We start from the raw sequence: 25410 nt of genomic DNA on the forward strand, positions 1-25410 counted from the left end.
GTCTAAATCTAATTAATGAATCAATTCCTTTATATCATAAAGATGACGCCCGCTAAGATAAATAATACGCATAATACAAGTAATATTTTTGCTAATCTCTCCATTCAATTACGCTCCCTAAGATATGCTCGCACCAATAATATAAGAAATTCCGATAGATAATATCATAGATATCAGTCCAACAGCAATATTATTATTTTGTATTTCATCATCTACTTTTATTTTCGGACTCATGAATTCAAAAACAAAATAAGCGACTAACAATAAAATAAAACCGAACACACCCCAACCAATCATGACAAGTAAATGATCATTATGCATAATCGAATGACGAAACACATTTGCTATCCCAAAAATCTTACCACCTGTAGCCATTGCCACAGCAACATTTCCTTTTTTAATCTCTTCCCAATTCTTATATTTCGTTACAAGCTCAAATACTGCTAAAAAGACAATCATACATAGAATAACCACACTAAAGTAGGCAGCGGTATGAACAAATTCATTTTCCCAAAACTGATTCATTTTATGTTCTCCCCAAAAATTTTTAATGAATTCTTTTTGTGCTTACATGTTTTTTCATCCATGTGTAAGATAATCGCTATTTAAATTCTACCACAGTCACACCAGTTCCACCTTCACCAGCTTCCCCAAAACGAATAGATTTGACCGAACGGTGATTTCGTAAATACTCTTGCACACCTTGCCTTAGAGCACCCGTGCCTTTTCCGTGAATGATAGACACGCGCGGATAACCTGCTAGAAGAGCATCATCAATATATTTCTCGACTCTCAAAAGAGCGTTTTCATATCTTTCGCCTCTGAGGTCAAGCTCCAAACTAACATGATAATCTTTTCCTTTTACAGTTGCCATTGGTTTTGTTTCCACCGGCTTAGTTGTTTTAATAAACTCTAAATCTTTTTCTTCCACCTTCATTTTTAAAATGCCGATTTGGACACTCCATTCCTTTTCAGCTAGTTTTTCTAATAGCTGGCCTTTTTGACCGAAACTTAATACCTTTACTTCATCTCCAGGCTGGAATTGATGAGTTTGATTTGCACTTTTTTTCTTTTGCTTCTTCACTATTTCAGGTGCGGCGTCAGATAGACGTTTTCTTGCTTCAATCAGTTCATGCTCTTTAACTTCTGCATGCTTTTCTATGCGCATTTGTCTAAGTTCGCTAATAATGCTTTCTGCTTCTTCTTTCGCTTTCTCTACAATAGATGCGGCTTCTTCCTTTGCTTTTTGTTCTAGCCCATCTTTTTCTTCATAGTAGGAAACCATTTGTTTTTGCAAATCTTTATGAAGCTTCTCAGCGTTTTTTAATAATGCATATGCTTCTTCACGCTCTGCCTCCGCTTGCTTTTTACTACTTTCCAATGAGGCAATCATATTTTCTACTTTGTTACTATCAGCACTTATATATTCCTTGGCATTGGTAATTACACTTTCATTTAAACCAAGTCGTCCTGAAATTTCAAAAGCATTACTGCGACCAGGAACGCCAATCAATAATTTATAAGTAGGACTCAACGTTTCTACATTAAATTCAACACTGGCATTTACAACCCCCTCACGATTGTAACCATAGGCTTTTAACTCGGGATAATGGGTTGTTGCAATGACTTTAGCTCCTCTGTTATACACTTCATCTAAAATAGAAATGGCTAAAGCTGCCCCTTCTTGCGGGTCTGTTCCTGCACCTAATTCATCAAAAAGGACTAAACTATTACCGTCCACTTTTTCTAAAATATCAACTATATTGACCATATGTGACGAGAAAGTACTTAAACTCTGTTCAATTGACTGTTCATCACCGATATCAGCATAAACAGCGCCAAATACCGCTACTTCTGACCCGTCTAAAGCAGGAATTTGTAGTCCTGCCTGTGCCATCAATGTAGAAAGACCAACTGTTTTTAATGTGACTGTCTTACCACCTGTATTCGGTCCCGTAATAACGATGGAAGAATAGGCTTCTCCCATCGTTATATCGTTCGCTACGACTTCATTGGCTGGAATCAATGGATGACGAGCTTTGAAAAGCCTAATATGACCTTTGTCGTTTACAGATGGTTTACTTGCCTTTATGCTCTTTCCATATCTTGCTTTTGTGAACATAAAATCCATTTCACCTAAAACATAAACAATAGTTTGTAGTTCATTATTATACTCATTCGTTAATAATGATAGCTGAATCAGGATCTTCTCAATTTCTTGCTGCTCTTTTACCCTGATATTTTGTAATTCATTATTTAGTTGGACAATAGACTGTGGTTCTATAAATAATGTCTGCCCAGAAGAACTTTGATCATGAATAATACCACCATAATGACCACGATATTCTTGTTTAACAGGAATAACGAAACGATCATTACGAATAGTAATAATCGCATCAGAAAGCATTTTCTGTGCGCTGGACGAACGAATCATTGATTCTAATTTATCTCGTACCCGACTCTCTCTCGTTCTTAATTGTGTCCTTAATTGGCGTAAGTTTTCACTCGCACTATCAAGTACATCTCCATTTTCGTCAATGCTATTTCTAATCGCCGTTTCTAGCTCAGCTAGAACAATGATTTTTTCGCTATAGCTGAACAAGATTGGTATTTCATTTTCTTCTTCATCAGCAAAATCTTCAATGAAACGCTTCATTTGTCGACTTACATGAATCGTACTGGCTATTTGCATCAGTTCATGGGGACTCAACATTGCACCAATCTTTGTTCGTTTTAAGTGAGGAGTAATGTCAAAAATCCCCCCTAAAGGTACACTACCTCTCATACGTAACACTTGAGCTGCTTCATCCGTTTCGTTTTGCAACTTAATCACTTCGGAAAAATCTGTTGACGGTACTAAATCTTCCGCTTTTTTCTTCCCAAGGCTTGAGGACACATAGGTTAAAAGCTGTTCTTTCACTTTATGAAATTCGAGCATTTTCAAAATTCTATCTTGCATGAAGTAATCCCCCTTCATTTTCCGTATCTATCCGCTCTCTTTACTTACGATTCTTTAAAAACTGTAATAAATCATCGGCTTCAAATGTATTAAGCACCGTATCTTTTAATAACCATGCTTTTTTTGCTGCTGATACACCCACTTCCATATGATCGAGTGTTTCTGTTTTATGAGCATCCGTATTAATGACAATCTTCACATTAGATTCTTGTGCTAATTTTAATGCTTCTGTTGCAAGGTCTAACCGATTCGGGTTAGCATTTAATTCAAGTACCGTATTGGTTTCTTTTGCTAATGCAATTAATTTCTCAATGTTGACTGCATAACCATCCCGTCTCCCAATCAACCGCCCTGTCGGATGAGCAATAATATCAACATGTGGGTTTCTCATCGCATTTTCTAATCGGTGCATGATTTGCTCTTCTGATTGTGAAAAAGCTGAATGAATAGAAGCAATAACAATATCCATCTCTTTCAACACATCATCTTCATAATCTAGGGAACCATCCGGTAAAATATCCATTTCTATCCCCGACAAAACTTGAAAATCATCATATTTTTCATTGATTTCGTGAATGATTTCTTTTTGTTTTAATAACCGTTCTTTTGTTAATCCATTCGCTACTTTTAAATATTGCGAATGATCCGTAATAGCCATATAACGATAACCCTTTGTGCGACAGGCAGCAATCATCTCTTCAATGGAATTAGCACCATCACTCCATGTTGTATGCATATGAAGATCGCCCTTGATATCTTCGTTTTCTATAAGTGGCGTGTTTGCAGTATATGTCTCAACTTCCTTACCATCTTCACGAATTTCAGGAGGAAACAAAGGTAATTTAAAATGAGCATAAAAATCTTCTTCTGTTTGGAACGTTTTAATCGTTCCTTTTTCTATATCTTCTACACCATACTCACTGATTTTTTCTCCCCGTTCCTTCGCCAATTGACGCATGCGAACATTATGGTCTTTAGAACCGGTAAAATGGTGAAGTGTAGAAGCAAACTCTTCAGGAGTTACAATTCTAAAATCAACAGAGACATCATATTTTTCTGCAAGCACTACAGAAACTTTTGTTTCTCCTGCCGCAATCACTTCTTTAATCTCACCTATTTGTAAAAGCTGTTCTTTCACTGAAGCAGGAACCGTTGTTGAAATAATAAAGTCCAAATCTTTAATCGTTTCTCTCATTCTTCTAATACTACCTGCTCGAGAAAAACGGTCGATATCTATAAATGAAGATAGAAATCCTTCAATTTTCTCAGCAATCGGTAGCATAAAAGCAAGAGGCAAGCGTTCCGGTCTAGTACCCACATTAGCTAATGCTTCGAGAATTTTTTCTTCTGTTTTCTTTCCAAATCCGGCTAAAGCTTGTACTTGATGATCATTACAAGCTGTCCTTAAATCTTCAGCATTCTTAACCCCAAGCTCTTTATACAATTTAGCAATTTTTTTACCACCTAAACCCGGCAATTGCAAAAGTGGAATCAAACCTGCTGGTACTTCCTTCTTTAATTCATCAAGTGCACTAGTTGTGCCTTCTTCTACAAACTCTGTGATAACTGCAGAAGTACCCTTACCAATACCAGGTAACTTCGTATAATCCTCTATTTCATCCAACGTTAAATCACTTGTCTCTAACGCCGTTGCTGCTTTACGAAAGGCAGCCGTTTTAAAAGGGTTCTCGCCCTTTAACTCCATATAAATAGCAATCGTTTCTAATAAATGAACAACATCCTTTTTATTAATTGTCATAAGTGTATCGCCTCATTTACATTCATATTTTCTTAGTCTTTCCCGTTTTCTTACTACCTATAAAATCATACAATATTTCCACCGTTCCAGACAGTCCGCCTCTTATTGGTGACCTATCAAAAAAAAAGATTGGCTTTAAATAAAGAAAACTTCTCTTCCTAAGGTAGAGAAGTTAAGAAGCTACATAATCAATCCATAACTCTTTTATCTGCTGGGATAACACTGGTGTGTGCTCAATAATAAAGTTTGCCATAAACGAGCCGTCTAGAGTTGACTGCACACTATCTATTGGTAATAATGCTGCTATGTATAATAAGATAAACATGATAAGATAAACTTCTATAAATCCTAAAATACTTCCAGCCCAACTGTTTAATTGTTTTAATATCGGAAAACTTGCGAGAAAATCTAGCATACTGCCGATAATTTGTAATACAATCTTAACTGCAAAGAAAATGATTGCAAATGCAATTGCGCGATAATAAGCTGTCTCTAAGTCTGTGTTACCTAAAATCGTTTCAAGCTGTGAATTCCCGAAGTTCGGATATGGAATCCATAAGGTTAATTTAGGAGCTAAAGGCTCATAGTATAGTCTTGCCACAACGAAGGCGACAATAAAGCCTAATAGATGGATAGCTTGAAGAATTAATCCTCTTCGTAGACCTATGAAAAACCCGAAGATTAACATGATAATAATGGCAAGATCAAGCATAATTCGTGTCAGTCCTTTACTCTATTTAATTCTTCTTTAAGACGTTCTACTTCGTCTTTAAGTTTCAAATAATCGTTCATTGTGTTCACAGCTGTTAAAACAGCAAGTTTACTAATATCGAGCGAAGGATTCTTTGCACTAATATCTCTCATTGTTTCATCCACCATGGATGCAACTAAACGGATGTGGCTGGAGCTCTCCGTGCCGACAATTGTATACGGGATACCATATATATCAACCCTTGTCCGGTTTTTATCAGTATTTGACAACATACAAGCCCCCATTCTGAAGAATCCTAAACATTATCATAACACGAACCATTTTTTGAGGGAAGTCAAAGCTTGTCAAAAAGACAGAGGAATTGTCAAAATAGGAGGAATCAATTATGAGTCAAATAGTATTAAAAAAATCTACAGCAGAACTTCAACTAATGAAAACACATTACCAAGCTCTACTATCACCGAAACAGCCTCCCGGTAGTATTTTCACTGCCAAAACAAACAATTGTACAATTACTGCCTACAAATCAGGTAAAGTATTATTTCAAGGAGCAGGCTGTCAATCAGAAGCTGATAAATGGGGGGGCTCTAATAGCGAAGTCGCACCGAAAAAGAAAGCCAGCTCGCCAAAAGGATCCAAATTACCGGATCATTTTGCATCCCTATCAGTTGTGGGCTCAGATGAAGTTGGGACAGGAGATTACTTTGGACCAATGACTGTAGTAGCAGCTTATGTAAGTGCAAAAAACATCCCACTATTAAAAGAGCTTGGCGTGCAAGACTCTAAGAATTTAAATGATCAGAGAATTATCCAAATCGCTAAACAAATTAAAGATGTCATTCCCTTTAGTTTACTTACACTACATAATGAAAAATATAACAACATGCAACAAAAAGGAATGTCTCAAGGAAAACTAAAAGCTCTCCTTCATAACCAAGCTATTAATAGTGTGCTTGAAAAAATGTCTCCAGAGAAGCCAGACGCCGTCTTAATCGATCAATTTGCTCAAGAAGGAGTATATTATAATTATTTAAAATCTCAAGCCAATATACAAAGAGAAAATGTATATTTCAGTACGAAAGGTGAATCTGTACATATCGCTGTCGCAGCTGCATCAATCCTTGCACGCTATGCGTTTCTCCTTCGTTTCGAGGAATTAAGTAAAAAGGCTGGCTTTCCACTAACAAAAGGTGCCGGCCCTAAGGTTGACGAATGCGGTGCGAAATTAATACATATCCATGGTGAAGATTCTCTAACGCGCTTTGTGAAACTGCATTTTGCTAACACCGATAAAGCAAAAGCTCTTTATAGAAAGAAGTATAAAGCATAAAGCAATAGGGCTCCGCTCTTTTATGAAGAGCGGATTTCTACTTTTACTAGCGCCTCTCAAGCTCTCAGCTTGTGTTCTACTTCTAATACAGGGCGCTTCTTCTGGGACCAGTGATTCCTCATCTTACCACTATCTTACTCTTATTTCTTCCTATATTTATAGTCTCTTAAATAGTAATTTTTCTTTTCAACTACACTGTACAAAAAAAGTGATACTACCGAAAAATAACAGTAAGTATCACTTTGATGATTATTTATCCACGAAGGACAGCACCAGTTTTTTCTTCTAATGCTTTTAACACTTTGTCATGGGCTTTTACAACATCTTCATCTGTAAGAGTCCGTTCTGGATCAAAATATTTCAGTGAATAGGCAATTGATTTTTTACCTTCTTCCATTCGATCTCCTTCATATAAATCAAATACATGAACGTCTTTTAGTAATTTGCCGCCTGCTTCACGAATGACAGTACTTAATGCTTGAGCTGTCGTTGTTTGATCGACCACTAAAGCAATATCTCTCGTAATAGATGGGTAACGAGGAATAGCTTCATAGCGTAAAGGTTTAATTTCAGCATGTAATAATTTCTCTAATGATAATTCAAAAACATACGTTTCTTTTAAGTCTAATTCTTTTTCAACATTCGGATGAACTTGACCAATAAACCCTATACTCGTTTCATTTAGAAATACTTCTGCTGAGCGACCGGGATGTAGTCCGTCTTTCTCAAATTTGGCAAACGTGATTTGTTCTAACAAACCAAGTTTACTAAATAATCCTTCTAGAATTCCTTTCAGAACAAAGAAATCAACTGGCTTTTTCTCCCCTTGCCATTGATGTAACTCCCATAAACCTGTAATGGCCGCAGCTAAATGTTCTTTTTCCTCAGGCAACTCATTCTCAGCTGTACGTAAGAAAACAGAGCCTGTTTCGTAAATAGCAGTAGCGTCAATTTGTCTCGCACTATTATATTTAAGGACTTCTAGTAAATGCGGAGTTAAGCTAAGCCGTAACACACTACGCTCTTCACTCATCGGCATCGCAAGCTTAATTGGGTCTCTAGCTTCTAAGGAGTAGTTTTGCGCTTTATCTTCACTCGTTAATGAGTAAGTGATGGCTTGATATAATCCCGCCCCTTCCAAGTATTGACGAACGATACGTCGTTTCTTTTGATAAGGCGTTAAACTACCTGCTGAAGCCGTCCCACCGGGCAATGTTGAAGCAAGATTATCGTATCCGTATAGGCGACCCACTTCTTCTACAAGATCCTCTTCTATTGTAATATCACCACGTCTTGTTGGCACTGTTACTGTAATTTCATTCTCTTCAACCACTGTCGTGAATTGCAATCTTTCTAAAATATCTTTTGCTTCACTCACTAGTAACGATGTTCCAAGGACACGATTGATTTTATCAATGGTAATGGTGATAACAGCAGGTTCTACTTTTAACGTGTCAACCTCTACTGATCCCTCTAATACTTCTCCGCCTGCGTATTGCGTGAGTAATTGCGCTGCTCTTTCTGCTGCTGGACGAACACGCTGTGGATCAACACCTTTTTCATAACGCGCACTCGCTTCACTCCTTAATCCGTGATCTTTCGAGGACTTTCTAATCGCACCTCCAGTGAAATAAGCTGATTCAAGTAGTACGGTCGTTGTTTCATTACCAACTTCTGAATTCGCTCCACCCATTACACCAGCTAAAGCAACTGGTACTTCCCCATTTGTGATAACTAGGTGATCTGTTGTTAATTCTCTCTCAGCATCATCAAGCGTAGTGATTTTTTCACCTTGGTTGGCACGGCGAACAAGAATCTCTTTCGAACCTAGGCGATCATAATCAAACGCGTGTAAAGGCTGACCGTATTCAAGCAAAATATAGTTCGTAATATCAACAACATTATTATGTGGACGAATACCAGCTGCTGTTAAACGAGCTTGTAACCATAGTGGTGACGGAGCGATTTTTACATTTTTAATTACTTTAGCGACATATAATGGGTTATCATCTGCTGCTTCTACATTTACAGTGATGTAATCAGCGGCCCTCTCAGAAACAGTCTCTACCTTTGTCTGCGGTAACTTCACATCTTTTTCTAAAATAGCAGCGACTTCATAGGCAACACCAAGCATACTTTGGCAATCTGCACGGTTCGGTGTTAACCCTAGTTCTAATACTTGATCATCTCTGTGCAATTGCTCTAATGCATTGGTTCCAAGCTCTGTATATGCTGGAAACACATAGATACCTTCACTATAATCTTTAGCGACTAGCTTACTTTCAAAGCCTAGTTCTTGAAGAGAACAAATCATACCATTCGAAGCTTCACCACGTAATTTTGCTTTTTTAATTTTAAAATTCCCCGGTAATACTGCACCTACAGTTGCAACTGCTACCTTTTGTCCTTTATCAACATTAGGAGCCCCACAAATGATTTGCACAAGTTCGCCATCGCCAAGGTCTACTTGACAAATATTTAATTTATCAGCACTTGGATGTTTCTGTTTTTCAGATACATAGCCGACGACGACACCCTTAATTCCTTCATCAAGTGTCTCTACACCTTCAACTTCGATTCCGCTCTTTGTGATCTTCTCTGCTAATTCTTCTGGTGTAATCCCAGATAAGTCAACATATTCTTGTAACCATTTATATGAAACGTACATATCGTTGTCCTCCCCCTTTATTCATGAATTGAGAATTGCTTTAAGAATCTACTATCATTTGTATAGAAATGACGAATATCATCGACACCGTATTTTAACATGGCAATACGCTCAGCTCCCATGCCAAAGGCAAAACCTGTATATTTTTTAGAATCAAATCCTGCCATTTCAAGGACATTTGGGTGTACCATTCCTGCACCTAAGATCTCAATCCAACCGGTTTTTTTACATACATTACAGCCTTTTCCAGAACAAATCATACAAGAAATATCCATTTCTACAGATGGCTCAGTAAATGGGAAGAAACTTGGACGAAGGCGAATTTCTCTCTCTTCACCAAACATTTTTTTCGCAAATACTTCTAGCGTACCCTTTAAGTCTGTCATACGAATATTTTCATCTATCACAAGTCCTTCAATTTGCATAAATTGATGAGAGTGAGTCGCATCATCATTATCACGACGGAATACTTTTCCTGGACAAATGATTTTCACTGGACCTTTCCCCTCATGCTTTTCCATCGTTCTAGCTTGCACAGGCGAAGTATGTGTGCGTAATAAAATATCCTCTGTAATATAGAATGAATCTTGCATATCACGTGCAGGGTGACCTTTTGGTAAGTTCAATGCTTCAAAATTATAATAATCCTTCTCCACTTCTGGTCCTTCCGCTACGGTATAGCCCATTCCAATGAATAAGTCCTCAATTTCTTCAACAACCCTTGTTAATGAATGATGATTACCGGTATGTACAGGACGACCTGGTAATGTCACATCAATCGTTTCTGCAGCAAGCTTAGCTTGAATTTGCGCTTCTTCTAACTGCACTTGTTTTGCCGTTATTCCTTGCGTAATTTGATCACGCACTTCATTTGCTAATGCACCCATTTTCGGACGTTCTTCTGCAGAAAGTTTCCCCATTCCTTTTAGTACTTCTGTGATCGGGCCTTTCTTACCTAAATAAGCAACGCGGATATCATTTAATTCTTTTAAATCCATTGCCGCAGAAACCTTCTCTAACGCTTCTGCTTGCAATTCTTTTAAACGCTCTTGCATCTTGAAACTCCTCCTTTTAATACTTTTTTGACAAAATAAAAAACCTTATCCCATGAAAGGGACGAGGTTTGGAATCGCGGTACCACCCTTTTTAATACAACAATAAAAAACATGCTATATTCGCTTCATTTCGATAACGGCAAAAAGCCGGTGCATCTTTACATCGAAAATATTCGATGGTCCCGATGTCTGCTCAAGAGCTGAAATTTCGAGTAAGTCGCTCATAAAAATGCTTTCAGTCTCAGGCATTTTCTCCCTATTATGAACAAAACATACTTTACTTTGTCTCTATCATAGCTTTTAATTATTTCATTTTGCTATTTATTATATTACATTATGAGTCGACATTCAAATTGTTCTCACGATTTTTTTACTCATTATTCGTTTCTCAAATAATATAGCAATATACCTGCTGCTACAGCTACATTTAAGGACTCACTCTTACCGTATAAAGGAATATACAGATTGGCTGTAGTTTGTGTAAGTAACTCTTTATTTACACCGTTCCCTTCATTACCAACGAGCAATGCAAATTCATCCAGTGGAGCAAAGCTTTGATATTCTTTGCCTCCTTCTAATGCTGTACCGTATACAGGAATATTATTTTCCTTTAACTCCTTCATCCATACATCCAACTTGCCATGGATAATTGGTAGATGGAAGTGACTACCTTGAGCAGAACGTAAAACCTTTGGATTATAAGGGTCCACTGTGCCGTGACCGATGATAACCGCATCCATGCCAGCCGCATCAGCTGTACGAATCATTGTTCCTAAGTTTCCGGGATCTTGCACTTCATCTAATAGTAATAATTTCTTCAAACCAAGCGAATCGAAAGACCTCTCTTCTTCTTGATAACATACGGCCACAATTCCTTGCGGTGTTTGTGTATCAGTTAAGTCTCCAATCACATGTGGCGGTAGGATATAAACGGAACAGTTTCCTACATTCCAGCTTTTTGGTATATCCTTTTCCTCACTAATCATTAACTCTTTTACACGATTTTCTTTTAATGCTTCTTCAACAAGATGAAATCCTTCAACAAGAAAAGTACCTGTTATATCTCTTTCTTTCCTTTTGAGAAGCTTTTTCCACTGCTTCACCTGTGGATTTTTTGCTGATTGTAAGTACTTCATTTTTTCGCTCCTTCAATAAAACACGTGCCATTAATATTTCATTATACCGAAAAACACATACATAATAAATCTTAAATGAGAAACCCTATAATCGTAACGAATTCTAACGAAGGATGTGTTTACTTTTATGAACTTAAATTTACGTAATGCCATCTTACACAATGTTTCAGGTAATTCACAAGATGAATTAAAAGATACTATTGTTGATGCTATACAAACAGGCGAAGAGAAAATGCTCCCTGGCCTTGGCGTATTATTTGAAGTCATTTGGCAAAATTCATCTGAAACTGAAAAGAAAGAAATGCTAGAGACGTTAGAAAACGGCTTACAATAAGAAAAAAAACAGCCTTTCATCAGGCTGTTTTTTTCTATTCAAAAGTTATTTTTGCAACTGTATCGTTATCTAGTCTTTTAATAACAGCTGTAATCAGTTTTACTGCGTTTTCAAAATCATCACGATGAAGAATACCCGCATGTGAATGAATATATCTTGTTGCAATTGTAATTGAAAGCGCTGGCACACCTTTATATGTTAAATGTATGGAACCTGCATCCGTTCCACCACCTGGTACAGAATCAAACTGATATGGAATATTGAGCTCATCTGCTGTATTTGTTACAAAATCTCTTAAACCTTTATGTGACACCATAGAAGCGTCATAGAGAATAATTTGAGGACCATCACCTAATTTACTTAACGCATCCTTTTCTGTTACACCTGGTGTATCTCCTGGTATCCCAACATCAACAGCGATACCGATATCAGGCTTAATCATTTGTGCAGCTGTTTTTGCCCCACGCAAGCCAACTTCTTCTTGTACCGTTCCAACCGCATATACTGTATTTGGATGGTTCTCATTTTTCAAACCTTCTAGCACTTTAATTGCAATCGCCAAACCGATTCTGTTGTCCCAAGCTTTCGCAAGTAACATTTTCTCATTGTTCATCACAGTGAATTCAAAATATGGAACAACCATATCCCCTGGTTTTACGCCCCAACCTAATGCCTCTTCACGGCTAGAAGCACCGATATCAATGAACATATCCTTGATTTCAATTGTTTTCTTACGCGCTTCTGCTGGCAAAATATGTGGTGGCTTCGAACCAATTACCCCAGTCACATCTCCTTTAGATGTTACAATCGTCACACGTTGGGCTAACATCACTTGAGACCACCAGCCTCCAACTGTTTGAAACCGCAAAAACCCTTTATTATCAATACTTGTCACCATAAAACCTACTTCATCTAAATGACCAGCAACCATAATCTTTGGCCCATCTGCTTGACCAATTTTTTTAGCGATTAAACTACCAAGTCCGTCAGTTGATAATTCATCAGCTAAGGGTTCTATGTATTTTTTCATCACTTCACGCACTTCTCGTTCGTTACCTGGAACCCCTCTTGCATCAGTTAGTTCTTTTAGCATCGTTAATGTTTCATCAAGCTTAGACATATTTCGACTCCCTTAATATTATTTAAGCCCATTATACATGGTTAGTCCTTCTTTTGTAAAAACTTAAACTACTTCTTACTGTACTTCATTTCTATAGAACTTATACATATGTGTTAACAAGCGGGAAGACTTAAAGGTACTTTGAGGTTTAGACGCTCACTTATTTTCCGGATGAACCAAACCCTCCACTGTTTCTTTCTGATTGTGTTAAATCACTTACTTGGGCAAGCTCAACTTGAAAAACTGGTGCGATTACCATTTGGGCAATTCTCATATGTTTTTCTACACGGAATTCTTCTTTTCCATGATTAATCAAGATGACCTTCACTTCGCCTCTATAGCCCTCATCAATCGTCCCTGGACTATTTAAAACCGTTACACTATGTTTAAGAGCTAAACCACTTCTTGGCCTTACTTGTGCTTCCGTTCCTTTTGGTAACTCCATCTGAATACCTGTGCTAATTAAAGCTGACTGTCCTGATGGTATGATTACATCTTCAACTGAAAATAAATCTAGCCCAGCGTCCCCCTCATTTGCACGGTAAGGCATTTTAGCATCATTGCGAATCAATTTAATGTTTAATATATTCGTCATTGTTTATCCCTCATCTTATTATAGAATGATGTTATTATCATGTTGCATAAAATTACTTACTAATGGGTATATAAACCGTAAATGTCCCTCAGTTTTTTCGATTAAAGAGCCAATTATTTTTTACATAACAAAAAAATTATAACAAATTTAAACAAAGTTGAAACCTTTTTCGTTTTTATTCGTAAACACTTAAAAAATGTACAAAGGGGTATTCTTAATGTTATTGATCATTCGCCTATTACTAATCATTTTGATTATTTTGCTCATATATAGTGCTGTTAAGTATGTTACAAATCCGATGCGTAAATTAGAAAAAGCTCATAAACAAAAAAAATATTTTTTTTATGACGACGCAAATAACGCTCAGAAAAATTTCTTCATTACTTATAAAGGGGTTATGTTTGAAGGTGAAAAATATCTAGGTACAACAGATAACTCCTTTGATGTGGTTTCAATTTTCATTTGGCCTCATCAGCCATCAGAGTTACAAGGACTTGTTGGCGAGGACTTTATGTTTATCGAAAGCAAATTAAAAAACCATTATATGAATGCAAAAATCGACTGGAAGAGCCCTGTGAAAGAGCTAATGGATAAAAAGCGTAACCAGTGAAAGATGAGCCCAAACTTTAAGCCCTAACAAACCTTTACAAAGTTTGTTAGGGCTATATTTATATCTCTAAGTAGCATTTGCTAGATTTTTATTACATCAGTATTTTCCTCTTTTTCTGCAATCAAATAATTCCCCTCTCAAAGTCAATAAACAAAAAAAGCCAGGATACACGACCCTAACCTTTCATTTATGAAACTTTTTTCACCTTTGTTGTTTTAAAAAATTCTTGCCATTTTATCACAGTCACTTTCTCTCTAATGAGATAGAGAAGAATGGACAAAGACAGTAGAATCATAACAATCATTGTTGGTGTAAATCTACTGATAAATTCACCAAAAACAGTATAAAAGATTGCTAATGGTATATTTGTTAACAAAGCACCTTTGCAGAAATCACGAAATTTCGGGTTTTTTTCTAGCAAGCAAAAGTTAAGTAAATGAAAATGAATAAATGGAATCAAACGAAGAATGGAAATTTGACCAATGGTTAAATTACGATATTCTCCAAACCATTTCTTTTTTTAAATGAGACAGTTTTTCATGAAAGGTAGGAAGTTGATAAATTAATACATAAAAAAATAAACAAGATAACATTAACCCTACTAGAGATAAAATACTACCAAATAAACTGCCAAACAATACACCACCAGCAATACAAACAAGTGGCACAGGGATAAAAAGGAACTGCCGCAAAATATGAAATAAAATAAATGCGAATGGAGCGAGAATACCTGCTGTCTCAATAATCCCCTTTGCAAGAGCAAGATGTTCATTCACCTGATAAACGCCCACCTTCCATGAACTATAAGATTCTTGGATGTTAGTACATCATATGGCAAGGGCACTAAAATTATGCCCACTCCATGATGAGGTAAACGAGGAATATCAACTGTAACACAGATAAGATAGGAAGACCAAATTTAAAAGAAAAATGCTTTGTCTTATGTCTATAACGCCTCATTCCCCAAGTCATTCCTATAGCTCCAAACAAAAGAGCAACCAGCCACAGATTTTGCTCACTAATGCGGTATTCTCCCTTTTGCGCTTTTCTTTTATCTATTTTCATCATAATTGCTGCAATGCCATTCATTATAAAAAAGACGATTATGATAGCAAAAATCATTCATTACACCCCTATTCTCATTTCGTTATCGAAATTATAGCTGATAAAGTAAATTAATCGTATTTATAAGTTCGTACTCGTGCCAAAGGTCATTAGTTTAATACGCTTGAGATGCTCACTAACATATACTTGAACTTTGCAGGAGTATATTTCGTTTTCTTCCACTTCAATAGACTAAAATCATAACAAAAAAAGCCACCCCCGAAAGAGCGACTCTTAAACTTTCTTATTTAGAAAGGTTTTGTTTTGCAACATTTGCTAATTCTGCGAATGCATTTGCATCAGAAACAGCTAATTCTGCAAGCATTTTGCGGTTTACTTCGATACCAGCTAGTTTTAATCCGTGCATTAAACGGCTATAAGAAAGACCGTTCATACGAGCAGCTGCGTTAATACGAGTAACCCATAACTTACGGAAGTCGCGTTTTTTCTGACGACGATCACGATAAGCATAGTTGTAAGATTTCATTACTTGTTGGTTAGCAACTTTATATAATGTATGTTTAGAACCGTAATAACCTTTAGCTAATTTTAATACCTTTTTACGACGTTTGCGAGTAACTGTACCGCCTTTTACACGTGGCATAATATTTCCCTCCTATTTTGCGAGTTTACTTAAGACCTACTAACATATTGCGGATACGCTTGAAATCACCAGTAGATACAAGAGTACCTTTACGAAGCTTACGTTTTTGTTTTTGAGATTTATTCGCGAACATATGGCTTCTGTAAGCGTGAGAACGTTTTAATTTTCCAGATCCTGTTCTTTTAAAACGCTTAGCAGAACCACGGTGTGTTTTCATTTTTGGCATGTGGAATTCCTCCTCTTACTTTTCGTTTTTAGGTGCAAGTATCATAAACATGCTTCGGCCATCCATTTTCGGATGAGATTCAACTGTTGCGACTTCAGAGCAAGCCTCTGCAAATCGAACAAGAACACGCTGTCCAATTTCCTTATGCGTAATCGCACGACCTTTAAAACGAATGGAAGCTTTTACTTTATCGCCTTTTTCAAGGAATTTGATTGCGTTACGAAGCTTTGTATTAAAGTCATGTTCCTCTATCGTTGGACTAAGGCGAACTTCTTTAACACTGATAATTTTTTGATTTTTACGTGCTTCTTTGTCTTTCTTCTGTTGCTCGAACTTAAACTTACCGTAGTCCATGATACGGCCTACAGGAGGCTTTGCATTCGGTGCTACAAGAACAAGATCAAGATTTACACGTGCGGCTATTTCTAGCGCTTCATTTTTAGATTTGATTCCTAGTTGCTCGCCATTCTGGTCAATAAGACGAACTTCACGGGCACGGATACCCTCGTTTAACAACATATCTTTGCTAATAGTTAGACACCTCCATGGTTTTATATGAACACAATGTTTGGGTCACTTTTCTAAAAGAAGCTTCCAGCTGCACCGAGTGATACAATTGAGGCAAATAAAAAAGTGCGGGTGAAGACACCCACACATTACGTACAATGTTAAAATTCACGTAAACCTGCTAACTGCCTAAAAGCGTCAATCAGGTGAGAAGCGGGCGCTTCTTCTTTACTCAAACTGTATTCAAATTACCTTAGAAAATATATCACAAAGCATAATATTTGTCAAATGGTATTGTTTTTTCACAACATAGAAAATGATATCAAAAGTTGCGGTGTTTGGCAACAACTTTTGAAATTTTTTTGTACCCACCTTTATCCAGCTTAACAACATGCATAAAGTGACGTTTTGAGTTAAGCATGGATAAAGACTCTGGGATACGATCATACACGTTGTTTGTAATATTTTTATCCTCTTTGAACTTCCTTCTCAATCAATTGTTTAAATTCATTAAAGGAGATGGTTTCTGATTTTTGTTCCCCATATTTACGTACATTAACCGCCTGTTCACTTACTTCATTATCGCCGACAACGAGCATATATGGGATTTTCTGCATTTGTGCTTCACGAATTTTATAACCCATTTTTTCATTACGATCATCGATTTCAACGCGAATTCCTGCAAGCTGTAAATCTTCTTTTACTTTTTTCGCATAATCAAAATGGATATCATTTGAAACTGGAATAACTTGGACTTGAACAGGAGCTAGCCATGTTGGGAATGCACCTTTGTATTCTTCGATAAGGAAAGCAACAAAACGTTCCATCGTTGAAACAACACCACGGTGAATAACAACAGGGCGATGCGGCTTGCCATCTTCCCCAACATAAGATAAGTCAAAACGTTCAGGAAGCAAGAAGTCTAACTGAACAGTTGATAACGTTTCTTCTTTACCTAGAGCTGTTTTTACTTGTACATCAAGCTTAGGACCGTAGAATGCGGCCTCCCCTTCGGCTTCATAGTATGGCAAGCCAATCTCATCCATTGCTTCTTTTAACATCGATTGTGCCTTTTCCCACATTTGATTATCATCAAAATACTTTTCAGTATCCTCAGGATCGCGATAAGATAGGCGGAACGAATAATCATTAATGTCAAAGTCTTTGTATACTTCGAGAATTAAATTAACAACGCGTATAAATTCTTCTTTAATTTGGTCTGGACGAACGAATAGATGAGCATCATTTAATGTCATACCACGTACACGTTGCAATCCTGATAATGCTCCAGACATCTCATAGCGATGCATTGTACCTAATTCAGCGATACGGATTGGTAATTCTCTATAGCTATGGATTCCTTGTTTATAAATCATCATATGATGAGGACAGTTCATTGGACGAAGAACAAGCTCCTCATTATCCATTTTCATTACAGGGAACATATCTTCTTGATAGTGATCCCAGTGTCCTGAAGTTTTGTAAAGTTCCACATTTGCCATAATTGGTGTATATACATGGTCATAGCCTAAACGCACTTCTTTATCCACGATATAACGTTCAATATTACGGCGAATTGTTGCGCCTTTTGGTAACCATAGCGGTAACCCTTGTCCAACCTTTTGGGAGTTCGTAAAGAGGCTTAATTCCTTACCAATTTTACGGTGATCACGCTCTTTTGCTTCTTCAAGCAAACGCAAGTGTTCGTTTAAGTCATCTTTTGTAAAGAATGCAGTACCATATATACGTTGTAGCATCTTATTGTCGCTATCTCCACGCCAATATGCGCCAGCAATACTTAAAAGCTTAAATTCTTTAATTTTCCCTGTAGAAGGAACATGAACCCCTCGACAAAGATCAAAGAATTCGCCTTGTTCATAAAGGGTAACTGTTTCACCTTCTGGAATGGCGCCAATCAGTTCAACCTTATATTCGTCGCCAATCTCCTCATAGATTTTTAAAGCTTCGTCTCTACTCACTTCTTTACGAACAATCTCAATATTTTCATTGATGATTTTCTTCATTTCTTTCTCGATTTTCGGTAGATCTTCAGGTGTTAATGACTCCTCCATATCGATATCGTAGTAGAAGCCACTCTCAATAACAGGACCTACACCTAATTTAACGTTTTTATATAAACGTTTAATCGCTTGCGCCATTAAATGAGCGGAACTGTGACGCATAATTTCAAGCGCCTCATCACTGCCTTGGGTAATGATCTCCACAGCCGCATCCTCTTCAATTGGACGACGAAGGTCGAATAATTCATTATTCACTTTACCTGCTATGGCTTTCTTTTTTAAGCCAGGGCTGATTGATGATGCGATTTCTTCCGTTGTTGTTCCTTTGGAGAACTCCTTTACTGCTCCATCTGGAAACGAAACTTTAATCATTTCTGACATCATAACTTCCTCCTTGTTTTTGAAAAATAAAAAACTCGCCCCTAATAAAAGGGACGAGTATCATATACACGTGGTTCCACCCTACTTCTCACTTTAAAAAAGTGACTCGTAGCAAGTTAACGGTCTTGTTGCCGCCAATACTTAATCGACGCCTTAGACATCTTTATGTATTGGAGTTCAAAGGTGGTAAGCATTCCATTCGTGTTAGGAAGATTGCAGCCTTGTCTTCCCTCTCTATAAACCGTAAAAGAATACCCATATCCTTATCATTACTGTTCATTGATAATTTCAATATGTAAGTATTATAGTTTTTAATTTACGGAAAATCAAGAGGGTTCACTTATATTTTTACATGCATGCTGTTTACGCATATTAAATTCACTTATATGAAGGATTTCCAATCTCTCTTCAAAAATATTTTTAATTGTACGAACTAAAGGTTGTTCCTCACTTTCACTATATAAACATATTTCCTGAGGAGCGATTGAGAGTAATGGTGCGATTGTAACTGAATCTACATAGACAGGGTGATTAATTAATAATCTTCTATCTATCATCGCCGTTAGGTCCATTCGAGAAAGCTCTTCGAAATGCTGATTAAAAAAGCGAACTTCTTCACCTAAATATAAATGAATCGTGGGTAACTTACTTTCTCTATCCTTAATAAAGTCTCTTAAGGTTTGAATAAACATTTGATATTCCTGTTCCATTTTATATTCATCAATAGACAACTCAACATACTTTGTCATATCGTCTAAAAGCGGTTTAAGACGAAACTTTATAAAAGCATCATAGGAAAAAGAGATATCATCATGCACTAGGCGATCTATAGCCGATCGTAATTGCTCGTGTATATCCACTCTATGTAAAAAAGTAGATAAATCTTCTCTTTGCCCTTCCAATATGGAATGAATGATTTCAAGAATTTGTTGTTGTTCTTCTGAATCTTGATAATAAAACTTTTCGGCCATTATCTTTCTAAACCAACTATCGCATTTACTCTCCATTAAAAAAGCAGAAAATGTTCGTTTTACTTCTTCAATAGATCGTCCACTGCATTGTTCAGGATACATTCTTACTATATATTGACCTTCATTATGAAGAATTGTCGTTTCGCCTTCCGTATAGTTCTGAATCCGGATTGCGTGCTGAAACAGCTCCTCGGCTTCATGCTTATTCCGGAAAATGATCTCTATCAACCAAATCCCCCCTTAACATCTATCTGATTCATATATATGGGAGACTTGGCCAAAATAGAAGTCATGAAGAAAAACTATTGAAAATTATCTTGCCTAAACCCTTCGATTCGGTCCTTCGACAAGCACAGGATCGGTTAAATACTTAATTCTCTCCATTACTCTTCTTGCCTTCATCCGCTCCTCTTCCCCTCGTTGACTATAGGTAAGATGATGTTCAAGTCCTTTATAATCAAAGTTTGAGGTAAAAAAGGTCGGTAACTTTTCAAGCATACGATATTGTAGAATCGGCGACAAAATTTCATCTCTTGTCCAACTAGACATCGTTTCTGCACCCATATCATCAAACATAAGTACAGAAGCTGATCGAATAGCTTCAAGTTTATCATTTAAAGTCGAATCACTAATTGAGCTTTTCAATTCCCTAAATAATTCAGGCACATAGACAATCATTGATGAAACTTGCTTCAGTGCAAGTTCATTGGCAATCGCACCTAATAAATATGATTTACCGACACCAAATTGGCCGTATAAATATAACGCCTTCTGACCATCACCCTTTTTAAAATTCATACAATAGCTAAGAGCTTTATTGACTGCTTCCATTCTTTTTCCATCATCGTTGTACACCGTATCAAAGGTTGCATTTAGTATGTCTTTAGGGACATATAAACTTTGAATCAACTTCTCATTTTTTCTTTTTTCATCATGGATTTGCTTTCGTGGGCATTTATCATATTTAATATCAATCAGTCCACGTTCAATGACGAGCTCTGGGTGGTAGCCTTGCATAAAATTGATACAACTATCTAGGCTCGGACAGCGATTACATTCCTTACTTAGCTTGCTATATTCATACAATTTAATTAAGCTTCTTTCAACCATATCTGCTGACAGTTCATCCTTATGTGCCGTCAAAAAGGCACGGACATCTGGATCATTTAAAGTCTCTGCTCGTTGCTTTTCATATCTCGTTTTAAAATCTTGATTTCCAGCAAGTTTTTTAAGCGTATCATTGATTCTTTCCATCTATTGTCCACCCCCGTTTCTTCTCTTCATTAGTTCTTGAAATTCTTTCATATTAAGATCTACATTATCATCTTTCTTATCCTGCTTCTGTTGGACGACAGTCTCATTTTTACTTGTTTCCTCGTCAAACCAATCAGGTAAAAGCTCTGTCCTCGTGACAGCTTTTTTCGTATTAGATTTGGATGAACGTTTCCCTACTTTTTTATTCTCTGCCCATTTCAAATATTGTTGGTGTTCTTTCTTCGCCAAAGCCATGGCATTAGCCGTAGTTTGAACGCTCTTTCTCGCCCAATGACTTGCGATTGTTTCCACATATGCCTTTGTCAGCTTTTTATCTGTTTTACGCATCACATAATCAATCAAAACATTCATCACACCGGGAGGCAACTTTTGGTGAAACATCACATCTTCAAGTATTTTCAATTCCGCTTTTGAAGGTTCCGCCCCCCCAGATAAATCTTTCAAAAATTGAATAGGCGAAGTTGTATCAAAGTATTGAATAAGCTCTTCTTCTTTACTTTTTGGCTTTTCAGTTATTGAGAGACTATGAACAGGCTGAGTTTGCGTAATTAATGATGGCAATTCGTCACGATGATTCATTTGATACCAATCCCTTGCCGATTTCCGCAATTCATCCATCTCAACTTCATCATCTTCGTTCATCGCGCTTATAAGAATATTCTTCATTTCCATAACATCAATATCATATAAAAACGCCAAATTACTAATGGCATCCTTTACTGTTTGCGTAAGTGCTTTTCGGGGAACAAGTGATTCACTAAGGCCCGCTTCCAATAACGAGAAATTAAATGTTTGCCATGGAATTTGAATTTTACCCGCTTCCATTCTATCTACCCATTCACCTTTAGGAGAAACAGATAAGTCATCATTATACTCTTTAGCAAGCTGGTGTCCAGATGTATAAACCTCATGAAAGGCTGTTGTTACATCCTTATAATCAAGATGGAGGTTTGAATACTCCTCATCACTAAAAAAACGCTTTAGTCTCGTATATTGAGTTTTACCGATTTTTTTATAAAGAAAGATATTGAGCATACCATCTAAGAAAAATGTACTTGGAGAAAGGGGTGGCTGTAATTGATAAATAAATTCACGATTTTCCCCTTCTTTCACATAAACTTTTAGCAAGCCAATTCCTTCAAGTTTTTTTCTTGCTTCATAAATTTCTTTTAAACTTAAGTCCATCATACTCATCAGACCATGATGGTTACGCGAAGATGAAGACCAAATACGGTTTTCCTCCACTTCCATCCATAAGGTCATATATAAACTGTACGCAATGGTCCCAATAAGTGGCTGATAAAGAAATACTAAGATTTTTCGATCATAGTCATGTAACAGCCCATTTAAAGCCACTGTATAATGATCACTAGGGATGACTTCAGTCCAATGCTGGGCCATGAAAAATACCTTCTTTCTTTCATATCTTGAAAAAAATGAGCAAAGAAGCTAAATTCACTTTAGCCTATTTGCTCACCTTTACGCTTGTTCCTTCTTCATTAACTCTTTTAGCTCTTCTATAAATACATTAATATCTTTGAATTGACGATAAACAGAAGCAAAGCGAACATAGGCGACATCGTCAACTTTCACTAGCCTGTCCATAACCATTTCGCCAACATCATCACTCTTCACTTCTGATACTCCGTTGCTTCTTAATTCCTTTTCAACTTGAAAAGTGATATCCTCTAGTTCTTTTAATGCAACCGGTCGTTTTTCACAAGCTTTTATTAGTCCACGCAATATTTTCTCTCTGCTAAACTCTTCTCTTGTTCCTTCTTTTTTCACAACAATCAAAGGAATTTCCTCTACCTTTTCAAAAGTTGTAAACCGATAACCACATTTTTCACACTCTCTTCGTCTTCGTATCGATTTACCTTCATCAACAGGACGAGAGTCTAGCACACGAGTATTATTATGTTGGCATGAAGGGCATTTCATACAATCAACTCCGTCTCATCTTTACGTTCCTAAAATGTATCTTTACTTACTATCATATAAAAAAGGAGTTGTTAGTACAAGTAGATATGTTTTTTTCATAATAAAAAGAGTGCAATTATTCGCTTGCACTCTTGAAGACTTCTTCTTTATTATAACACATTGGCTTTTGTTGCGTTCTTAACTTGAACAGGACCCATTCCACGAGGAATTTCTATATTCTCACGTGTATCAGCACCTAAAGCTTCTGCAATATAGTCAGCCGCGATATGAGGATTAAGATCACCGCAAGTATAAACATCGATGCTTGCATAGCCATGCTCCGGAAAACTGTGTATAGTTAAATGCGACTCTGAAATAATGACAACCCCACTTACACCTTGTGGTGCAAATTTATGGAATGCCACCTCTCGCACTTCTGCCCCTGATTTTAGTGCAGCTGCTACAAATGTTTGCTCAATAAATGACATATCATTCAATTTTTCAAAATCGCATCCCCAAAGCTCTGAGATGACGTGACGACCCATTGTTTCCATATTCAAATTTCCCCCTTTACTAATTGACATGAATTTCTACTGGGCAAAGCATATAACTACCACGGGGGAAAGTTAGTCCAAAGAGGTCCTAACCCTTTAAGTAGCCATTTAGCGCCTTACTCGTTGAGAAGTTCACGATTTTTAGTATACTTTGTTTAATGTTCTTTTGCAATAAATCCTAGAAAATTTATTTAAGTGAATTTCAATAATAATTACATTTTCACATAAAGAAAGGGGACTAAACATTGTTATCATCAGTGTTTATCCCCTCCATTAACCAAGGGAAATGTCACAATTTATTCAAATTTTCCAGAGACATCATTCAGAAATACGCAACGAAAAGACAAACAAAAAGCTTTTTTTATTTAAAAGATTGCCCCAACCTGTGATCATCTATGTAGTAATCAGTTTAACATTTCATTTTACCTACATAGTAAAAATGCAAAAAAGGCAATCCCATTAAAGGATTGCCTACATAAAATTATGCGTTCACTGCAGATTTATTTAGTTCTTCAGCTACATATTTCACCAAGTCAACTACACGACAAGAATAACCCCACTCGTTATCATACCAAGCTAAAACTTTTACTTTATTCTCACCAATCATCATTGTGGAAAGCCCATCAATAATAGCAGAGTGTGGATTTGTTGTGAAATCGATTGAAACAAGTGGTTCTTCTGTTATATCTAATATACCTTTTAATTCATTTTGTGCCGCATCTTCAAACGCAGCATTTACCTCATCAATTGTTACATCCCTCTTTAAATCAACAACTAAATCAACAAGTGATACATCTGGCGTCGGCACACGAAGAGCCATCCCATGTAACTTGCCTTTTAATTGTGGTAACACAAGAGACAATGCTTTCGCTGCTCCTGTTGAAGTAGGAATAATTGACTGCGCGCAAGCTCTAGCACGGCGAAGATCCTTATGTGGATTATCAAGGTTCTTTTGGTCATTTGTATACGCATGTACAGTCGTCATTAAACCGTTTTCAATGCCGAACTTATCTTCTAATACTTTTGCAACTGGCGCTAAGCAGTTTGTTGTACAAGAAGCATTAGAAATCACATCATGTTCAGCAATGTTAAGCGCTTCATCATTCACACCCATCACAATGGTTACATCTTCATTTTTCCCTGGAGCCGTTAAAACAACTTTCTTGGCACCTGCATTTAAATGAAGCATCGCTTTATCTTTTGAGTTGAACTTACCTGTAGCTTCAACAACGATATCAATCTCCATTTGTTTCCAAGGAAGTTCCTCAGGGTTACGATTGCTTAGTAATTGAACTCTTTTTCCGTTCACTACAAGCGCATCATCTTCGGGAATCACTTCACCTTGGAATGCACCATGAGTAGAATCATATTTAATTAAATGTGCTAACGTTTCTGGTGGATAACTAGCATTTATTGCTACTACTTCCAATGTATCATCAAGAATGGCCTTTCTAAACACCATTCGTCCTATTCTCCCAAACCCATTAATCGCTATTTTCGCCTTCATCTTACGGCCCCTTCCGTATAAATGTTATACTTTTTTAACCATTTTCATGCTAATAGTATAAC

General features: G+C 36.8%; 25 protein-coding genes and 3 other annotated features. Of the genes, 3 read left to right on the forward strand and 22 right to left on the reverse strand.

Going from position 1 to position 25410, the window contains the following annotated elements; translation table 11 throughout:
• Window positions 1–117: 117 nt before the first annotated feature.
• From MKY26_RS11340 to zapA, 5 genes are all read right to left on the reverse strand, one after another.
• On the reverse strand, window positions 118–525 hold the full coding sequence (locus tag MKY26_RS11340) for a DUF350 domain-containing protein (RefSeq protein WP_095372340.1): 408 nt from the start codon (window positions 523–525) through the stop codon (window positions 118–120).
• A gap of 76 nt (window positions 526–601) precedes the next feature.
• Window positions 602–2959: an endonuclease MutS2 gene (locus MKY26_RS11345; RefSeq protein ID WP_307312691.1), complete on the reverse strand. Its 2358-nt coding sequence runs from the start codon at window positions 2957–2959 to the stop codon at window positions 602–604.
• 40 nt (window positions 2960–2999) lie between these two features.
• Window positions 3000–4718 carry a DNA polymerase/3'-5' exonuclease PolX gene (gene polX, locus MKY26_RS11350; RefSeq protein WP_322909657.1) on the reverse strand — a complete coding sequence of 573 codons (1719 nt, stop codon included), beginning with the start codon at window positions 4716–4718 and terminating at the stop codon, window positions 3000–3002.
• 172 nt (window positions 4719–4890) lie between these two features.
• Window positions 4891–5430 carry a CvpA family protein gene (locus tag MKY26_RS11355; RefSeq protein ID WP_322909658.1) on the reverse strand — a complete coding sequence of 180 codons (540 nt, stop codon included), beginning with the start codon at window positions 5428–5430 and terminating at the stop codon, window positions 4891–4893.
• Between the two features lie 8 nt (window positions 5431–5438).
• Window positions 5439–5699 carry a cell division protein ZapA gene (gene zapA, locus MKY26_RS11360; protein ID WP_095373635.1) on the reverse strand — a complete coding sequence of 87 codons (261 nt, stop codon included), beginning with the start codon at window positions 5697–5699 and terminating at the stop codon, window positions 5439–5441.
• 113 nt (window positions 5700–5812) lie between these two features.
• Between zapA and rnhC the strand changes: the two genes are divergently transcribed.
• Window positions 5813–6760: a ribonuclease HIII gene (gene rnhC / locus MKY26_RS11365; protein ID WP_341098687.1), complete on the forward strand. Its 948-nt coding sequence runs from the start codon at window positions 5813–5815 to the stop codon at window positions 6758–6760.
• Between the two features lie 253 nt (window positions 6761–7013).
• On the opposite strand, the gene pheT is transcribed toward rnhC, so the two are convergent.
• The 3 genes from pheT to MKY26_RS11380 form a co-directional block, all read right to left on the reverse strand.
• Window positions 7014–9428, reverse strand: a complete 2415-nt coding sequence (pheT, locus tag MKY26_RS11370) for a phenylalanine--tRNA ligase subunit beta (protein ID WP_341097355.1) — start codon at window positions 9426–9428, stop codon at window positions 7014–7016.
• Window positions 9429–9445: 17 nt separating this feature from the next.
• Window positions 9446–10483: a phenylalanine--tRNA ligase subunit alpha gene (pheS, locus tag MKY26_RS11375; RefSeq protein WP_307312687.1), complete on the reverse strand. Its 1038-nt coding sequence runs from the start codon at window positions 10481–10483 to the stop codon at window positions 9446–9448.
• A 54-nt stretch (window positions 10484–10537) separates the two neighbouring features.
• Window positions 10538–10787 (reverse strand) — a binding site (T-box leader).
• Window positions 10788–10860: 73 nt separating this feature from the next.
• Window positions 10861–11619, reverse strand: coding sequence for a TrmH family RNA methyltransferase (locus MKY26_RS11380; RefSeq protein WP_322909661.1), 759 nt, complete (start codon window positions 11617–11619; stop codon window positions 10861–10863).
• 127 nt (window positions 11620–11746) lie between these two features.
• Between MKY26_RS11380 and sspI the strand changes: the two genes are divergently transcribed.
• Window positions 11747–11953 carry a small acid-soluble spore protein SspI gene (gene sspI / locus MKY26_RS11385; RefSeq protein ID WP_095372333.1) on the forward strand — a complete coding sequence of 69 codons (207 nt, stop codon included), beginning with the start codon at window positions 11747–11749 and terminating at the stop codon, window positions 11951–11953.
• A 34-nt stretch (window positions 11954–11987) separates the two neighbouring features.
• Here sspI and MKY26_RS11390 read toward each other — a convergent pair whose 3' ends face one another.
• Complete coding sequence (locus tag MKY26_RS11390) at window positions 11988–13073, reverse strand: M42 family metallopeptidase (protein WP_095372332.1); 1086 nt, start codon at window positions 13071–13073, stop codon at window positions 11988–11990.
• 160 nt (window positions 13074–13233) lie between these two features.
• A complete protein-coding gene (dut, locus tag MKY26_RS11395; RefSeq protein WP_095372331.1) occupies window positions 13234–13668 on the reverse strand; it encodes a dUTP diphosphatase in 435 nt (144 codons plus the stop codon).
• 217 nt (window positions 13669–13885) lie between these two features.
• Here dut and MKY26_RS11400 point away from each other — a divergent pair, with 217 nt between their 5' ends.
• Entirely contained in the window at window positions 13886–14278 is a 393-nt protein-coding gene (locus MKY26_RS11400) for a sigma-w pathway protein ysdB (protein ID WP_095372330.1), read from the forward strand.
• Window positions 14279–14769: 491 nt separating this feature from the next.
• Here the strand turns inward: MKY26_RS11400 and MKY26_RS11405 are convergent, their stop codons facing one another.
• The 12 genes from MKY26_RS11405 to MKY26_RS11460 form a co-directional block, all read right to left on the reverse strand.
• Complete coding sequence (locus tag MKY26_RS11405; RefSeq protein WP_341097375.1) at window positions 14770–15054, reverse strand: hypothetical protein; 285 nt, start codon at window positions 15052–15054, stop codon at window positions 14770–14772.
• 73 nt (window positions 15055–15127) lie between these two features.
• Window positions 15128–15400, reverse strand: coding sequence for a DUF1294 domain-containing protein (locus MKY26_RS11410; RefSeq protein ID WP_307312684.1), 273 nt, complete (start codon window positions 15398–15400; stop codon window positions 15128–15130).
• Window positions 15401–15626: 226 nt separating this feature from the next.
• The gene (rplT, locus tag MKY26_RS11415; protein WP_095372327.1) at window positions 15627–15986 is read right to left on the reverse strand and encodes a 50S ribosomal protein L20; all 360 of its coding nucleotides are present in this window, start codon (window positions 15984–15986) and stop codon (window positions 15627–15629) included.
• A gap of 25 nt (window positions 15987–16011) precedes the next feature.
• On the reverse strand, window positions 16012–16212 hold the full coding sequence (rpmI, locus tag MKY26_RS11420) for a 50S ribosomal protein L35 (RefSeq protein WP_095372326.1): 201 nt from the start codon (window positions 16210–16212) through the stop codon (window positions 16012–16014).
• A gap of 15 nt (window positions 16213–16227) precedes the next feature.
• Complete coding sequence (infC, locus tag MKY26_RS11425) at window positions 16228–16731, reverse strand: translation initiation factor IF-3 (protein ID WP_095372325.1); 504 nt, start codon at window positions 16729–16731, stop codon at window positions 16228–16230.
• A gap of 102 nt (window positions 16732–16833) precedes the next feature.
• Window positions 16834–16954, reverse strand: a sequence feature (ribosomal protein L20 leader region).
• Window positions 16955–17186: 232 nt separating this feature from the next.
• On the reverse strand, window positions 17187–19121 hold the full coding sequence (thrS, locus tag MKY26_RS11430) for a threonine--tRNA ligase (RefSeq protein ID WP_095372324.1): 1935 nt from the start codon (window positions 19119–19121) through the stop codon (window positions 17187–17189).
• A gap of 46 nt (window positions 19122–19167) precedes the next feature.
• Window positions 19168–19400 (reverse strand) — a binding site (T-box leader).
• Window positions 19401–19447: 47 nt separating this feature from the next.
• Complete coding sequence (gene ytxC / locus MKY26_RS11435) at window positions 19448–20320, reverse strand: putative sporulation protein YtxC (RefSeq protein WP_157733922.1); 873 nt, start codon at window positions 20318–20320, stop codon at window positions 19448–19450.
• Between the two features lie 93 nt (window positions 20321–20413).
• Window positions 20414–21346 (reverse strand): primosomal protein DnaI, encoded by a 933-nt coding sequence (gene dnaI / locus MKY26_RS11440; RefSeq protein WP_095372322.1) that lies wholly within the window; start codon window positions 21344–21346, stop codon window positions 20414–20416.
• Window positions 21347–22768, reverse strand: a complete 1422-nt coding sequence (locus tag MKY26_RS11445; RefSeq protein ID WP_322909663.1) for a replication initiation and membrane attachment family protein — start codon at window positions 22766–22768, stop codon at window positions 21347–21349.
• A 78-nt stretch (window positions 22769–22846) separates the two neighbouring features.
• Window positions 22847–23308, reverse strand: coding sequence for a transcriptional regulator NrdR (gene nrdR, locus MKY26_RS11450; RefSeq protein WP_095372321.1), 462 nt, complete (start codon window positions 23306–23308; stop codon window positions 22847–22849).
• Window positions 23309–23457: 149 nt separating this feature from the next.
• Window positions 23458–23841 (reverse strand): adenosylmethionine decarboxylase, encoded by a 384-nt coding sequence (gene speD, locus MKY26_RS11455; protein WP_095372320.1) that lies wholly within the window; start codon window positions 23839–23841, stop codon window positions 23458–23460.
• Between the two features lie 481 nt (window positions 23842–24322).
• Window positions 24323–25348 carry a glyceraldehyde-3-phosphate dehydrogenase gene (locus MKY26_RS11460; protein WP_095372319.1) on the reverse strand — a complete coding sequence of 342 codons (1026 nt, stop codon included), beginning with the start codon at window positions 25346–25348 and terminating at the stop codon, window positions 24323–24325.
• Window positions 25349–25410: the final 62 nt, after the last annotated feature.

This window comes from Cytobacillus sp. FSL R7-0680 (assembly GCF_038009245.1).
In the GTDB taxonomy this organism is placed as follows: domain Bacteria; phylum Bacillota; class Bacilli; order Bacillales; family Cytobacillaceae; genus Cytobacillus; species Cytobacillus kochii.